Annotated in this window: 10 protein-coding genes and 1 CRISPR repeat array; of the genes, 2 read left to right on the top strand and 8 right to left on the bottom strand. The window is 71.2% G+C overall.

Features of this window, described 5'->3' with window-relative positions; all coding sequences use genetic code 11:
• The 6 genes from C1I95_RS12055 to C1I95_RS12080 form a co-directional block, all read right to left on the bottom strand.
• A partial coding sequence (locus C1I95_RS12055) for a carbohydrate-binding protein (RefSeq protein WP_325048814.1) occupies window positions 1–317 on the bottom strand: 317 nt, incomplete at its 3' end.
• A gap of 105 nt (window positions 318–422) precedes the next feature.
• A complete protein-coding gene (locus tag C1I95_RS12060; protein ID WP_111213894.1) occupies window positions 423–1,631 on the bottom strand; it encodes a histidine decarboxylase in 1,209 nt (402 codons plus the stop codon).
• On the bottom strand, window positions 1,628–2,383 hold the full coding sequence (locus C1I95_RS12065) for a hypothetical protein (protein WP_233513611.1): 756 nt from the start codon (window positions 2,381–2,383) through the stop codon (window positions 1,628–1,630). The genes C1I95_RS12060 and C1I95_RS12065 overlap by 4 nt, the downstream gene beginning before the upstream one ends.
• Window positions 2,384–2,395: 12 nt before the next feature.
• Window positions 2,396–3,868 (bottom strand): APC family permease, encoded by a 1,473-nt coding sequence (locus tag C1I95_RS12070; protein ID WP_111213896.1) that lies wholly within the window; start codon window positions 3,866–3,868, stop codon window positions 2,396–2,398.
• Window positions 3,856–4,539 carry an N-acetyltransferase gene (locus C1I95_RS12075; RefSeq protein ID WP_233513612.1) on the bottom strand — a complete coding sequence of 228 codons (684 nt, stop codon included), beginning with the start codon at window positions 4,537–4,539 and terminating at the stop codon, window positions 3,856–3,858. Before C1I95_RS12075 ends, C1I95_RS12070 begins: the two co-directional genes overlap by 13 nt.
• A gap of 1 nt (window position 4,540) precedes the next feature.
• On the bottom strand, window positions 4,541–5,629 hold the full coding sequence (locus tag C1I95_RS12080; RefSeq protein ID WP_233513614.1) for an FAD-binding oxidoreductase: 1,089 nt from the start codon (window positions 5,627–5,629) through the stop codon (window positions 4,541–4,543).
• Window positions 5,630–6,036: 407 nt separating this feature from the next.
• Between C1I95_RS12080 and C1I95_RS12085 the strand changes: the two genes are divergently transcribed.
• Window positions 6,037–6,588 carry a GNAT family N-acetyltransferase gene (locus C1I95_RS12085; protein ID WP_233513617.1) on the top strand — a complete coding sequence of 184 codons (552 nt, stop codon included), beginning with the start codon at window positions 6,037–6,039 and terminating at the stop codon, window positions 6,586–6,588.
• Here C1I95_RS12085 and C1I95_RS12090 read toward each other — a convergent pair.
• On the bottom strand, window positions 6,585–8,219 hold the full coding sequence (locus C1I95_RS12090) for an NsdA family TPR-like regulatory protein (protein WP_111213899.1): 1,635 nt from the start codon (window positions 8,217–8,219) through the stop codon (window positions 6,585–6,587). The two genes, C1I95_RS12085 and C1I95_RS12090, sit on opposite strands and share 4 nt — an antisense overlap.
• A 232-nt stretch (window positions 8,220–8,451) precedes the next feature.
• Window positions 8,452–11,225: direct repeats of the CRISPR family, unit length 28 nt; unit sequence GGATCACCCCCGCGTGCGCGGGGAGCAG.
• A gap of 305 nt (window positions 11,226–11,530) precedes the next feature.
• Between C1I95_RS12090 and C1I95_RS12095 the strand changes: the two genes are divergently transcribed.
• Window positions 11,531–11,827: an NIPSNAP family protein gene (locus C1I95_RS12095; protein ID WP_111213900.1), complete on the top strand. Its 297-nt coding sequence runs from the start codon at window positions 11,531–11,533 to the stop codon at window positions 11,825–11,827.
• On the opposite strand, the gene C1I95_RS12100 is transcribed toward C1I95_RS12095, so the two are convergent.
• Window positions 11,824–15,309 carry an nSTAND1 domain-containing NTPase gene (locus C1I95_RS12100; protein WP_438941304.1) on the bottom strand — a complete coding sequence of 1,162 codons (3,486 nt, stop codon included), beginning with the start codon at window positions 15,307–15,309 and terminating at the stop codon, window positions 11,824–11,826. The genes C1I95_RS12095 and C1I95_RS12100 overlap by 4 nt on opposite strands.
• Window positions 15,310–15,418: the final 109 nt, after the last annotated feature.

The following is a 15,418-nucleotide window of genomic DNA, read 5'->3' on the forward strand; positions in this document are numbered from 1 at the left end:
CCGTCACACGGGCCGAGGTCGGTCCAGAGGGACGGGGTGGCGGCCGGGTTCCAGCCCGCTCCGACGTGCGCGGTGTGCGTCACCAGGGCCTGGTAGGTCCGGCCGTTGTAGGTGACCCGGCTGCCCGCCTGGTAGGTGTTGCCCTCGGCCCAGGTCGGTGCCGTGCAGGCGGCGAGGATGGTGATCGGCGCGCCGGCTGCGGTGGGGGTGGCGGCGAAGCTGCCGGCGGCCGGTAGCGCCGCCACGACGGCGACCAGGGTGGCGGTGGCCAGAGCGGCCGTGGCCAGCAGGGCGGATGGCACGGGTGGACGTCGCATGGCATGCCTCCTCATCGATGGGGGGAGGCTATCGTTAACTTTATTAAAAGTAAATGCGTCGATCCGCCGACGCCCGGGACAGCGTGACCACCGAGAAAAGCGGGCTCAGCGCACGGCCTGCGGGGTGACCGGTAGGCGTGGGCGTGGCAGCGATGCGGCGGGCGTCGGGTGGGCGGCGGCGCGGATGTCCGCCACCAGGGCGTCGATCTGGCCCTTGGTGACACCGGGCATGCAGATGACGTGGCTCATCGGTCCGTCGGTGGCCAGCAGCCACTTCTTCCGTACCTGCTCGGGCGGGGTGTCGAGGACGACCGTGAAGGCGTGTGGGTGACGCCAGGCGGGCCAGCCGGCGGCGGTGAGCTGGTCGACGGCGTACCCGGCGAGGTGTCGGGCCTCGCTGACCCGCCAGCGGTGGCCCTCCCGGCCGTGGGTGGCGATGGCGTGCCAGAGCAGGGCGGCGGCGAGGCCGCAGCGGGAGCCGGTGATGGTGGTGTCGACGGTGTCGGTGTAGGTGACGTGGCCGCCGGGGGTGCGGATGCCGGCGCGGATGAGGACGACCCCGCACGGGGTCGGCGTACCGAAGAACTTGTGGCCGCTGATGGCAATGCTGTCGATGCCGCTGGTGTGGTCGAGGCGGAGCCGGCCGTCGAGGGCGAGTGGGACGCCGGACAGGGCGGCGTCGACGTGCAGGTGCCCGCCGGGGGCGTGCGGGGCCAGGATGGCGTGGATGCGGTCGGTGTCGTCCACGGCTTCGGTCATGGTGGTGCCGGCGGTGGCGACGACGATCGCCGCCCGGGTGGGGCGGCGTCGGATCTGCGCGGCGAGGTGGTCGTAGTCCAGCTCGCCGTCGGGGTGGGCGTGGACGGGGATGCGGCGTACGCCGAGGATGTCGAGGATTTTCGGGATGGAGTAGTGGGCGGCGGTCGAGTGGTAGGCGACCGCTCGCGGGTGGCGGCGGTGCGCGGCGTGCAGGGCGGCCAGGTTGCCCTCGGTGCCGCCGGTGGTGACGTACCCCCATCGGTCGTCGGCGGGCATGGCCAGCGTTTCGGCGACCCAGGCGATCACGGCCCGTTCCAGGGCCTTGGTGTGGGCCGCGCCGCCGGGGTCGGTGGCGGGGTCGCCGATGTTGTTCCACAGCCGCCGGCCGAGGCGGGCCATCACCTCGGTGTGGTCGAGGTCGACGGCGCCGGGGAAGCCGATGCTCGTCGGTGCGGCCGTGTCGGCCCGGTCGACGAGCTGGCGGAGTACGGCGTCGACGTCGATCTGTCCACGGCCGAGGTCGACGACCTCGGCGAGGGTCGGGGTGTCGGTCACGGCTGCCGCCCCGGCAGCAGGTGGGCGGTGAGCACGTTGTGCAGCAGCCCGAGTTTCCGCCACACCTCGCGGGTGTCGTGGTCGCCCTGCTCGGTGAGGTCGTGATGCGGGTTGTAGTGGGTGACCCGGTCGGGGTCGAGGGTCTTGGTGCAGCGGATGCCGTCGACGCCGAGGCGGGCGTGCGGGTCACGGTCGATGTGCAGGGCGGTGCCGTCGGTCAGCAGCGTGTAGCACTGGCCCTTGAGGTCGAAGGCCGACAGGCGTCGGCCGCCGACCGGCACGTCGCGTAGCGTCCGGGCGACCTGTTGCCAGCGGCCGTGGTCGGTGTCGAGGGTGGTGACCCCGACGCCGACGTAGACCGCGCCGGCGGGCGGGCTCATGTCGCCGCCGTTGACCATCGACCGTTCCGGTCCGATGGGATGCCAGCGGCGTCCGGCGGCGGTGCAGCGGGCGACGTTTTCCGCCGCGATGTCGGCCAGGTCGCTGAGCAGCCGGGGGAGGTCGTCGGCTTCGGGCGAGGCCAGCCACAGCCGGTACGCGGTGTGCAGCCGGTAGCCGTGCGGCTCGGTCGGGGCGTCGGAGACGAGGAACAGCATCACCCCGTGCGGGCCGAGCGCGTCGCGCTGCCCGTACCGTTGGTCTGCCTCGATCAGGTGGCCCACGTTCAGTCGCTTGGCCCGGAAGATGATCTGCCGGCGCAGGTCCGCCCATCGACGGGCCTGCGGCGACACGGTGGCTGCGTGAGTTGTCATCGGCTGCACTTCTCAGATCGAGACGTTGATGGTGTCGGGTACGGCGTGGGTCGTCGGCGTGCCGCGACCGATGCCGGCGTACACGTCGGGGCGGGTGGACCGTAGGTGCCCGGCCCACAGTCCGCCGGTGACGGCGGCGGCGACGATGATCGCGGGCAGCAGGTACGGGTACGGCGATCCGGGTGCGGCGCCGAGCAGCGACCCGACGTTGCCGATCATCGCGGCCAGCACCGCCGATCCGCCGAACACACCCAGGGCGGGGGCCAGCCGCCACTCCCACAGGCCGGGCCGACGGCCGCGCACGGCGGCCGGGGCGGTCATCGCGGCGGCCGAGGCGGCCAGCAGCAGGCAGAGCAGCCCCATCGCGCCCAACGTGGACAGCCAGGTGAACATCGCCGCGACGGGATCGGCGCCACCGAGGGCGAACGCGCCCACCACGACCGCCGCGACGGTGGTCTGCGCCAGTGACCCGCCGCGCGGCGCGCTGACCCGGGTGCCGGTGCCGGCGTGCGCGAGGCCGGCGGGCAGCACGCCCTCGCGGGCCATCGCGAAGACGTACCGGGCGACGACACTGTGGAAGGCCAGCATCGAGGTGACGATCGCGAGGACCAGCATCACCTCCGCCAGCGGCACCCACCCGCCGCCCACGCGTGCCAGCACCGAGAACGGCAACCCGACCGCCGGATCGGCGGCCACGTCGGCGACCGCGGCGGGGCCGACCGCGACACTCATCGCCCAGGCGGTGAGGGTGTACACCCCGCCGAGTACGACGACCGCGCTGATGGTGGCCCGGCCGACCGACCGGCGGTCGGTGGTCTCCTCGACCAGTGAGCCCGGTGCGTCCACGCCCATGAACGCGGCCACGCAGAACGCGACCGCGCCGCCGATGCCGCCGACCGCCAACCCCGACGCGTCGAACCCGGCCCAGGACAGCTCGCCGCCGGCCGGTCGCCCCACGGCGGCCAGCACGAACACGGCGACGACCAGCAGCGAGGCGGCCAGCACGGCGACCAGGACCCGGGTGGAGAGCACGATGGCCCGTACGCCGAGCACCCCGACGACGGTCAGCGCGATGCCGGCCCACACCCACCACGCGCCACCGAGCGTGGCGGCGACCGTCGCGCCGAACAGCCCGTACAGGCTGGTCTGGATGGCGTTGTAGGCGACCAGGGCGACCAGGCCGGCGGCCACGCCCGCGCCGCGACCCATGCCGTGGGCGGCGATGCCGTAGTAGGCCGCCGGATGCCCGACCTGCCGGGCCATCGCGGTGTAGCCCACCGCGAGCAGCGCGACCGCACCCGCCACCAGCAGGAACGTCAACGGCAGGGCCACCACCCGGGTGGTCGCGTAGGTCGCGGGGATGCCGCCGGCGAGGACCACCAGTGGCGCCGAGGCGGCGGCCCCGAACACCCACAACCCGAACGGGGTGAGCGTCCTGCGGGCCAGCGCCACCGGTACGTGCGCGGAGCTGGTCAGGGTCGGCATGAAATGTCCTCCTGGCGTTGAATGTGTCGGTGTACCGGGGTGCGGTGCACGCGGAGCCGGCGGGGCATGACGCCGCCGTCGCAGTCGTCGTGGGGCACGGTCCGCCACATCCGCCACAGCACCGGACCACCGCCGTCGAGCCGGATCGGCGTCCGCGGCGTGTAGCCGAGCCGCGCGAGCAGGCCGTCCCGGGGCCGGTCGGTGACGACATCGGCGTACGACGGCAGCCCGTGCGGGTCCAGCAGCCGGTGCTGGGCGGCCAGCAGCTCGCCCCCGGCGCGCTCGTCACCGGCGAGGTGGGCGAGCTGGTGATGCGGTGTGTGCGGGTGCACCGCGTCGGCGTACGAGTGCAGCAGGGCGAACCGGTCCGCGTCCGGGCCGAGCGCCTGGTGCAGCCCGAACGGCAGCGCCGCCGGCGGCGGGGGCGGATCGAGCCGGGGGTACCAGACCGCCACGGCGTCGCGGTCGTCGGTGGTGTCGACCTGGCCGTGGGCCAACCCGTGCGCCAGCACGAACCGGGCGTACGCGGGCAGCACCGTCCGGCGGCGGGTCGTCTCCGGTACCAGCCACGCCGCCGCCCGTCCCGCCGCCAGTTCGGCGGCGAGGAGCACGGTCAACGCGGGCAGATCGTCGCCGGTGGCCCGGCGGGCCGTGCCCTCGACAAGTCGCACGTCACGCCTCCGCCGGCCGGTCACCGGCGCACTGGTCCCGCTGCGGTGCGGGCTGGCGGGGTGGCGGTTGCCCCCACCGGGCCGAGTCCAGGGCACGTTGGAAGGTGACCGCCAGGTGCAGGTCCCCGGCGGCGACCCCGGTGGCGGGCAGCCGCACCCGGGCCGCCTCGATCAGCGCCGGCGGCCCGCAAACATAGACCGCCTGCCCCGGCCGATGGTGGTAGCGGGCCACCGTGAGCAGGTCACCCTGCGCGGCCGGGTCCACCGCCGGGTCGTCGGAGAAGGTCGGCACGACGGTGAGCCAGCCCCGATGGGCGTCCTGGAGCTTGTCGAGCGCCACCGCGTCGTAAAGGTCGAACAGGGTACGCGCCCCCACCACCAACATCACCCGCCGTCCGCCGGGGGCCGCGGCGACCTCCTCGACCATCGCCCGCAGCGGCGCCAGCCCCGTACCACCGGCCGCGAGCAGCAGATCGGCACCACCGGACGCCGCCACCGACAGCCCGACATCGGCCGGCGGCCCGAGCCAGAGCGTCTCGCCCGGCGTCACCTCCGACACCAGCAGCGGCGACACCACACCCCGCGCGACAGCACGGACGTGGAACTCCAGCCTCCCGTCCGGCCGAGGCGCGTTCGCCGGCGAGTACCACCGCCACACACCGGGCAACCGTGGCGTACCCACCGGCACCGCCTGCCCCGGCCGGAACCGCAGCCGCCGCACCGGCCGTACCGTCACCACCGCGACCCCGGCAACCGGCTCGGTACGCGCTTCGACCTCACCGACCAGGACCTGCGGCCCGTCGCCGATCACCCCCGCCGCCCGCTCCACCACCCGCAACGCGCGCCGACAACCCCGCTCCCAGTGCCCCATCAACGACGGATCCCACGCGGTACCCGCGAACCGGCACACCGTGTCCACCAACGCGGCACTGATCGCGGTCTCGTGATACGGCTGGAGCCCGAACCGCTGGTACATCCGCCCAAGCACCGCCAGGGCCGCCCGCCGCCCGGCCGGGTCGTCCCGCCCCGCGATCACCTGACCGAGCGTCGTGAAGAACATCGCCGCATACCGGTGCGGCAGAAACCGCACGCTCCGGTCCTCCATGAACGCCCAGAAATGATCGCTGGCCCGCTCATGCACCCCACGAACAGCCACCCACGACAACCCCGAGTCAGCCATCACGCCGGCCTCCGGACAACGACCACGGTTGTCTTCCCTTCTCGACAACGCTGTTCGTGCGGCATGTCAGGAACGGGATGATTCTGAGCAGTCGTGTTCTCGTCCCCGATATGCTGATGCACTTGCCGAGATTCACTCTTCGCTGTTCGCCGGCGTCAGAACACCCAAGTGGACCGTGAATCGCTGGGCGCAAACTTCCTGGTCCGGCGGGCAATTCCTGTCGGTGGCAGAAGCACGTTCCATCGACGCGGCTATGGCCCAAATCTCCCTACGCTGCGGGGAATGTTGGGAAACAGCAGGAACGTATGGTGATGGGCATGACCGACGTGACGTACGCCCGGGTGAATGCTGACACTGCCGCCAGCCTGATGGACAAGCTGTGTGAGGTCTACGCCGACGCCTACGGCCATGTGCCCGGCGAGGATTCCACGATCAAGACAGACGCCTTCCGGGACCGTGCCACCGGCGCGCTGGGTGCCCGCAACTACGAGCTGGTGACGGCTAGGGCGGGTGATGAGCTGGTTGGATTCGTCTTCGGCTACAGCTTGCGGCAGGACCGTGACTGGTTCGCCGGACTGGACCCGGCTCCCGAGCCGGGTTTCACCGACGAACGCGGCGGCGAGCGAACCGTCGTGCTGGCCGAGATCGAGGTACGCAAGGCGTGGCAGGGCAAGGGAGTCGGGCGAGGGCTGCACGACGAGTTCTTGCACAGCCGCCGCGAGGAACGCGCCACGCTGACGGCCAACCCGGTGGCGATCGCGACCCACGCGCTCTACGAGAGGTGGGGTTGGCAGCGAGTGGGCAGTATTCCTGGGCGGCCGGGGGCCTACTACCGTGAGTACGCCATGTTCGTGCTCCCGCTGCGCTAGCCGGCGGGCTGCGACCGATAGGCGCGGATCGCCTGGTCGAGTTCTCGCACGCCGCGTGTGCGCTTCCACGGGTCGAGTCCGCGCCGCAGTTCCTGCACTCGTTGCTCGATACGGCGGGAAGAGTTCACTGAGGTTAGTTCCACGACCTCGGTAATGGTTCGGCAGGCGAGTCCGATGTTCTGCTGTCGGGCGAACGCTTCCGCGCGAAACAGTAGCCGGAACGACCGCTCGTGCAGGTTTCCCTGGTCTCTGAGCATGAGTGCTCGGTCTGTCGCCGCGAGCACCTCGTCTGCCCCATGGAACTTCAAGGCGTTCTGGGCGCTGGTGCTCCAGTAGAACGACTCGTCGTAGAAGTACCACCACGACTGGCGTTCGCCGGGCTCGGCCAACGCCGCCTGAAGGGCGGCGTACTCACGGTCGAGGAACTCCTGCGACCGTGCGGCCTGCGCGTCGGCGGTCAACGCGCGCACGGCCACATCGGCGGCGTAGGCGCGGGCGTAGGGGCTGTCGCTCTGCTCGGCCCAGGAAGCGGCGGCAACCGCATGGTCGATCCCCACCCGAGGCTTGCCCTGCCAGGTCGCCAGATGACTCATCGTGCACAGGACGTAGGTCACCAACTCGACGGCCCGAGCCTCGTGAGCTGCGGCCCGCGCATCGTCGTACAGGCGCTGAGCGGCGCTGTAGTTGCCCATGTTGAAACACAGCCACCCGGCCAACTGGGTCAGCTCGGCGTACGCCGCCACCGCCCGGTCGCGAGGTGCACCAGGCGGTGCAACCCTCGCCTGCTGCTCGGCGATCCGCCGATAGGCCAACGCGCTCGGCAACGTCGAACCCGCCCCAAGCACGTCCCCCTGCTTCCGCAGGTGGGGCATCATCGCCTCACAGTGCGCCAGCGTCGCCGGGTCGAACCTGCTGACCTCCGGCACCGACGCGGCGCTCGCGGGCTCAGCCGCACCTGGCAGCTCGGCCAGCGGCGCTGCGGCGGCAACCGCCAACGCAGCCGTCAGCTTGCCCAGCATGTCCCTGCGGGCCCTGGAGTGCGGTATCCGTTGCATCCACATGACAATGACCTGCGCCAGCTTCCCGAAGTCGATCTCCTCGGGCCGGTGGAACAGGCCAGTGGCGTCCGCTGTTGGCGGAACACTCGCCTCGATGCCGGTGTGGCGGCCGAGCAGATCGTGAAGCAGGGTCTCTGCCTCACCTGGCACGATGATTCCACTCGTGACGCCGCCGGTCGAGTCCGAGGAAACCGCCAAGGACGTCCGGGCGGCGGAATCAAGGTGACGGAAATCCGGCAGGTCGGCCAGCAGGTCAGCGACGCTGCATTCGTAGATCTCGGCCAGACGGGCCAGATTGTCGTGTGACGGCGAGTGGCCACTCTTGCCCGGCCAGATCTCCCAATAGGAGAAATTCTTGAAGGTCTTGGACTCGTGGGGCCAGCGCCGATTCCACTCCTCGGCCGCCTGCGCCTGGCTCCATCCCCGCACCGCCCGCAGGGCCACCCGCGGATTGAGCCGAAACCTCGTCCGGAAGATCTCGGCTGCCTCAACCCACGTCTTCCCCGCCGACCGCAACTCGGCAGCCAGCGCCGCCTGCTGCTGACGCAGGCTCTCCGCTCTTCCCTCGGACACCCCACCGTCCCCGATTCAGCCGTACCCATCGACGCCTATGACCCGACGCTACCCATTCAACCTTCGGCAGGGAACTTCCCCACGACACGGGGAAAACGCGTTCGCTTCACGGCGTGCGCAGGGAGCAGAAGTCTTCGATTTCTGCGGCTCGACATGTCCGCGGATCTCCCCTGTCAAGCCCCGGGTTTGATGTCTCCATCAAACCCGGTGCGGGACACGTGGTGCTGATCGCGGATCACCCCCGCGTGCGCGGGGAGCAGCTTGAGCCTCACCGCAGGTACCACCCAATCTTGGGATCACCCCCGCGTGCGCGGGGAGCAGTCGACCTTGCCCCGCACCCAGCCCACCGGATCCGGATCACCCCCGCGTGCGCGGGGAGCAGGACGCAGCCGGCAAGCTCGGCGGGTCCATCTGGGGATCACCCCCGCGTGCGCGGGGAGCAGAACGCGATCGGAACCCGGAAGTTGAGATCCACGGGATCACCCCCGCGTGCGCGGGGAGCAGGCCGGCTTGCCCGCCGGCTGTTCGCTCGGCTGGGGATCACCCCCGCCTGCGCGGGGAGCAGGTGTGGCGGGCTTCGAGTAGCCCGAGGATGGCGGGATCACCCCCGCGTGCGCGGGGAGCAGGCCGACATCAAGACCGACAAGGGCGGCTACAAGGGATCACCCCCGCGTGCGCGGGGAGCAGAACGGCCCGTTCAACGTGATCGACACCATCCAGGGATCACCCCCGCGTGCGCGGGGAGCAGAACGGCCCGTTCAACGTGATCGACACCATCCAGGGATCACCCCCGCGTGCGCGGGGAGCAGAGCGTCGACGGGGTCCGCTCGCCGCGCTCCCACGGATCACCCCCGCGTGCGCGGGGAGCAGTGGCCTACCGGACCGGCCGCGTCTGCCTGCTCGGGATCACCCCCGCGTGCGCGGGGAGCAGATCAGCACGCCGGCCCACCCGGACGCCGGCTGAGGATCACCCCCGCGTGCGCGGGGAGCAGAGTTACATGCCCGACCAATCGGATCGGCGGAGAGGATCACCCCCGCGTGCGCGGGGAGCAGCAAGGTGGCGTGGTCGATCCCGGGGGGGCGCGAGGGATCACCCCCGCGTGCGCGGGGAGCAGCGCTCCGCCAACGCCCGAACGATCTGCTGCGAGGGATCACCCCCGCGTGCGCGGGGAGCAGGACGAGGCCCGGTATCCGCGGATCCGGCTGAACGGATCACCCCCGCGTGCGCGGGGAGCAGGGCGACCACCAGAACGGCCGGTTGCAGGTCGTGGGATCACCCCCGCGTGCGCGGGGAGCAGGCAGCCGAAGTCCAGGGCGAGCCGCTTCCACCGGGATCACCCCCGCGTGCGCGGGGAGCAGTACGACAAGAACGGGATCAGCTCCGGCGAGGAGGGATCACCCCCGCGTGCGCGGGGAGCAGGGTCCGCCCGGGCCGTGCGGGTGCGGCTGCGCAGGATCACCCCCGCGTGCGCGGGGAGCAGACCTCAACGGCCTGGTTGACCTAGAAATCTAGGGGATCACCCCCGCGTGCGCGGGGAGCAGGCCTACGCCAATTCGCCGCGGCCCACGGACTACGGATCACCCCCGCGTGCGCGGGGAGCAGCAGAGCAGCAGTGCCGAGGTGATGTGTGAGCAGGGATCACCCCCGCGTGCGCGGGGAGCAGGGGCCCGAGTTATCGCACTTCAGTGTGCGCCAGGGATCACCCCCGCGTGCGCGGGGAGCAGGACCGGTTCACCAGCGACGGCGGGGGCGTCGAGGGATCACCCCCGCATGCGCGGGGAGCAGACCGGGACCGGCGCGGCCGGCGGCTCGTTCGGCGGATCACCCCCGCGTGCGCGGGGAGCAGGCCACGGGGTCGTGCATGGGTGTCTCCAGGTACGGATCACCCCCGCGTGCGCGGGGAGCAGGTGCCCGTCAGCGCGTTTTCGGCCGCGACGATGGGATCACCCCCGCGTGCGCGGGGAGCAGCACGCCGACCACGTTGGTCGACGCGGGGATCCCGGATCACCCCCGCGTGCGCGGGGAGCAGGTCCGCCGGGGACTGTGCGCGCCGGGCGTACTGGGATCACCCCCGCGTGCGCGGGGAGCAGGGGGACGTCGAGTGGAACGACAAGGACCAGGTGGGATCACCCCCGCGTGCGCGGGGAGCAGTTTTCGCTGTAATGGGCGATCATTGCCTGAAACGGATCACCCCCGCGTGCGCGGGGAGCAGGACATCCCACATTCCGACAGCCACGCATCCGGGGGACCACCCCCGCGTGCGCGGGGAGCAGTACGACCACCAGGTCGTCTACCTCAACTCGATGGGATCACCCCCGCGTGCGCGGGGAGCAGTTGTCGAGGCGCTCGTAGAGCGGCAGCGGCAGCGGATCACCCCCGCGTGCGCGGGGAGCAGGCCGTTCGTGTGGGCGTCGACTGACCAGTTGCGGGATCACCCCCGCGTGCGCGGGGAGCAGGGTGCCGCCGAGCTGCCGTACCTGCTGACACAGGGATCACCCCCGCGTGCGCGGGGAGCAGACCTGGCAGGAACACGAGATCATCCGGCCGCTGGGATCACCCCCGCGTGCGCGGGGAGCAGCCGTCGGCGCCGCTGCGGGTGTGCGTGGCCAGCGGATCACCCCCGCGTGCGCGGGGAGCAGGTACTCCGCCGCAATGGTCGGATCTTCCGCTGGGGATCACCCCCGCGTGCGCGGGGAGCAGGTTCGCGCCGTCCAGGACGAAATCCTTCGTTGGGGATCACCCCCGCGTGCGCGGGGAGCAGGCTTAGCACTCGGTAGGCGCGTCGGTGCGACCAGGATCACCCCCGCGTGCGCGGGGAGCAGTGGGAGCCGCTCGGGTTCATCGCGCTGGGTGGGGGATCACCCCCGCGTGCGCGGGGAGCAGTTGGACTGCTTGAGCGCCCAGGCGCGGCACGGCGGATCACCCCCGCGTGCGCGGGGAGCAGAAGGTTCGGGAGTGGATTGACCGGATCGTAGACGGATCACCCCCGCGTGCGCGGGGAGCAGGCTTTTTGACCTGCGCATCTAAAGATCAAGTGCGCCGTTTTCCTTCACTTTGCCATTCAAGATCGTCAAGGTCCCTCTGGGTTTGGAGGGCGCCGGGTTGTACGAAGCGGCGGAAGTTCGGGCTTCAGCGTATCGGGTGGTGATGGTTCAGACGTGTGTCGGCTGTTCGGCCGCCTGCGCCAGGTAACAACCTCGCCGCGGCGCGATCGTGGGGGATCATCACAGCGTACGCGGAGAGGCAGGGCTGGCGGCGGCGCACGTTGCGCCGGGCGGCAGCGCCCGTGGCCGGACACGATGGAGATGCCGTGAGGACTGTGCAGATTCGCACCTACAGCGTACGCAAGGGGCGGTTGGACGAGTGGGTGCAGGCGTGGCGGACCCTGGTTGTGCCGTTGCGGCGGGAGTTCGGTTTCGAGGTCCACGGGTCGTGGGTGGACCGGGAGCGTGACGCCCACGTCTGGGTCATCTCGTACGACGGAGACCAGTCGTTCGAGGAAGCGAACGCCGCGTACTGGGCGTCGCCGCAGCGGAAGCAGCTCGGTCTGGATCCGGGGGAGTTCCTCGTTGGCGAGGAGGTCCGCACAGTGGAGCAGGTGCTTTAGCCGCTCTCGTTGACCGGCAGCAGGTGGGCGCGGCGTTCGTCGGCAGTGAGCGCCCGGAACACCCGGTGCCGCGCGGCGTCGGTCAACGCCGCGAGGTCGGGGTTGGCGGCCCAAATGCGGGCGCTGGCGTCGGCCGAGCCGGTGACGACGGACGAGCCGTCGGCCAGCCAGGTTAGGCAGGTGACCGAGTCGCGGTGGACACCGATGACCTGGCCGTCGTGGTCGGCCCGGGTGTCCCAGCGGCGTACGGTGCGGTCGTCGGAGCCGGAGGCGAGGTAGCGGCCGTCGGGCGAGTAGGCGACGGTGCGTACCCGCCGGTTGTGGCCTTCGAGGACCGTGGCGGGTGCGTTCGGGTCGGTCAGGGACCAGACGCGGACGGTCCAGTCCGCAGAGCAGCTGGCGACGTGGCGTTCGTCGGGTGCCCACGCGATCCCGTCGACGTAGTTCTGGTGGCCGGAGAGCACCCGGCTGATGGCAGGATTCTCCATGTCCCAGACGCGGATGGTGCGGTCGTCGGAGCCGGAGGCGAGGAAACGGCCGCTGGGCGACCAGGCGAGTGCGCCGACCCAGTCGGTGTGGCCGCGCAGGAAACCGACGACGGTGTGGGTGCGTACGTCGATGAGGTGAATGGTGTTGTCTTTCGCCCCTGCGGCGAGCCGGGAACCGTCGGGGGAGTAGGCCAACGACTCGAACTCGACGCCACCGTCGAGCAACACCTCGGCGTTGGAGTCGTCGAGCTGCCGCAGCGAACCGTCCTGTGCCGCGACGGCCAGCCTGCCGCCGCTGCTCGCCAGTGCGGTGACGCCCGCAGGCACCGTGTGGGTGAGATCGTGGAGGCGTCCGTCCCGGTGCCAGCGGCGGACGGTGCCGTCGGAGGAACCCGCCACGATGTGCCCCTCGCCGTCGACAGTCAGCCCGGTGAGGGGCGCGCGGTGCCCCGCGAGGAGGACCTGTTCGGCACCGCGCGGGTGCAGCGCCCAGATCCGGGCCGTGGCGTCGGCGGAACCGCTCAGGATCCGGGTGCCGTCCGGGCTGACCGTGACGCACCAGGCCGTGTGCTCGTGCCCACGCAGCTCGGCGACCTCCCGCAATCGGCCGATGTCCCAGACCCGGATGGTGCCGTCGCCGGCGGCGAAGGCGATCCGCTGGCTGTCGGGGGTCCAGGCCACCGACCAGATGGTGTCGCGCTGGCCGCCGATGACGCTGTGCTGGGTGCCGGCGACCGCATCCCAGATCCGCACCGTGTGGTCGGCCGACCCGCTGACGATCCACCGACCGTCCGGCGAGTAGGCGACGGCTTCAACGAGGTCGAGGTGGCCACGCAGGGTACGCGCCGGTCGGCCGGTGGCCGGATCCCAGACGACGAGCGTCCTGTCGTGGGAGGCGGTGACCAGCCGGGACGAGTCGGGTGCCCAGTGCACGCCCCACACGTCGTCGGCGTGTCCGGCTAGGGTGCTGTGGACGGTCCAGGTAGCGGTGTCCCACAGGTGGACGAGGCGGTCGCGGCTGGTGGCAGCCAGCCGGGCGCCGTCGGGAGAGAACGCGACACCGCGCGCACAGTCACCGCACGACAGGACCGTGACCAGGTCGCCGCTGGCCGCGTCCCAGATCCGGACGGTGGCGTCCCTCGACGCGGTGGCAACCCTGGTGGCGTCGGGGGAGTAGGCGATGGCCTCGACCATGTCGGTGTGGCCCCGCAGGACGGCGCAGACCGTGCCGGTGTGCGCATCCCACAATCGAGCCGTACCGTCGCGGGACGCGGTCGCGACGGCGCCTCCGTCGGACGACCAGGCAACACCCCGTACCGCGTCCTTGTGTCCGGAAAGCACGGCCTCGACGTGGCTGAACGCCAGCGCGGACATCAGCGCCTGCGTGGCGGCCGGGGTGGTGGGGCATTCGGTCAACGCGGCCGTCGTCAGCAGCACGGCCAGTTCCGGGTAGCGGTCGACGTTGGTCAGCGCGTACAGGCCGATCGACTCCGACACCCGACGCAGGAAGGCCGTGTCGCGGCGGCGAGACGCGTCGACCAGATCGCGGGCGGCCAGAGTGTCCTGCCCGGCGGAACGCATCGCCTCCAGCCACTGCCCGGCCAACGTCAGCCGGTCCCCGGTGAGGAGATAGTCGGGGCTGCGGCCGGAACCCTGCCAGTCGGCCGCCCACCGCTCCAACTCCGCACGTCGCTTCAGCTGCTCCGCCCTGGTCTCGACCTCCTGCCGCAGCGGTGCCCACTGCCGAAACAGCGCCTCGTGCGCCACCTGCACGTACGCGTCGCCGTCGGCGGCCGAGGTCAGCAGCCGAGCATCGGTGAAGACGTCCACGATCCGGCGTTGCTCTGCGGAGAGTTCGCCGAGCGGGACCCGCCGCCGGGTGGGTTCCCCACCGTCCATCGACACCAGGCGCAGCAAAGTCGACAGGATCAGCTGTACGTCGTACCGCGTCCGCAGCTCGGCCAAGACGGTGTCGGCCTGTCGTGCCAGTGCGCCAGCGACCCCGCCCGACTCCTGGTACTCCTGCCGAGTGACCACCTTGCCGGGGCCGACCGCCAGATACAGCTCCTGCAACAAATACGCCAGCAGGGGCAGCGCGTCAGCGGTGCCGGTCTCCTCGACGATTCTGTTGACCAACCCCGGTTCGAAACTCATCCCCGCCAGCCGGGCCGGCTCCTCGACGACGCGCACCAACTCGCTCGGACGCATGGTGCCCACGGCCAGCGGTGCGGCCAACAACTGCGCGTGCTCACCGGCGAGCAGCTCAGCCAGGAACTCGATGCGAAGCGTCGCAACCACCCACAGCCGGCGATCCGCGCCGAGGGCCGTGGCGACCTGGTCGAGAAACAACCTCCGCTCGACCGGACCGGACAAGGTGACCAATTCCTCCATCTGGTCGACAACCAACAACACCCGCCCGTGCCGGTTGCCGGCCTTGACCCGCCAGGCGCGTACCGCTTCGGCGAAGGCGTTGGGGTTCGACCACATCTCGCGGAGCGCGGCCTGCCGCTGCCCGCCGGTCAGGCTCGCAGCCAGCGTCGCGAGCCGTCCGACGGGTTCGCCGGCCGGGGCAAGCGAGGAGAACACATGCCACCGGTGCCTGCGGAGTCGAGGCACGACGCCGGCGTGCACCAGAGACGACTTGCCGCTGCCGGACGCGCCGGTGACGCAGATGAAACGTGTCGCCGGATCGGCGGTGAGCACATGCATGCGACGGACCAGGTCCGCGGCCAGGTCGTCGCGACCGAAGAAGACCGCCGCGTCCTGCTCGGTGAACGCCGCCAGGCCCGGGTAGGGAGAGCGATCGCCGTTCCACACTGGTTTCGAGGTACGAGGGTTCTCCCACCACAGGATCAGGGCGTTGCCGCCGATCAGCACCAGCAGCAAGACGATCAGCGCGGGCCCGGCGATGGCCTGCACCCAGGTGAACAAGCCCGAGTTGGTTGCGGCGTCGGTGGCGAGGCTCGTTGTTACTTCGAGCAGGACCGCAACCACGAGCAAGGACAGTTGCAGCGTCAGTGACGAACGTCGACCGTGCCGCAATCTTCCTCCCCCATGAAGCCCACGAACGCGCTATCCGCGGGCATTCACGGTAGTCGACTGA

The sequence above is a fragment of the Micromonospora craterilacus genome (assembly GCF_003236315.1).
Taxonomy (GTDB): Bacteria; Actinomycetota; Actinomycetes; order Mycobacteriales; family Micromonosporaceae; genus Micromonospora; species Micromonospora craterilacus.

Coding starts and splice junctions, on each gene's coding strand:
- C1I95_RS12070 (WP_111213896.1), bottom strand. CDS start 3,868: ATGCCGACCCTGACCAGCTCCGCGCACGTACCGGTGGCGCTGGCCCGC.
- C1I95_RS12085 (WP_233513617.1), top strand. CDS start 6,037: ATGACCGACGTGACGTACGCCCGGGTGAATGCTGACACTGCCGCCAGC.
- C1I95_RS12065 (WP_233513611.1), bottom strand. CDS start 2,383: ATGACAACTCACGCAGCCACCGTGTCGCCGCAGGCCCGTCGATGGGCG.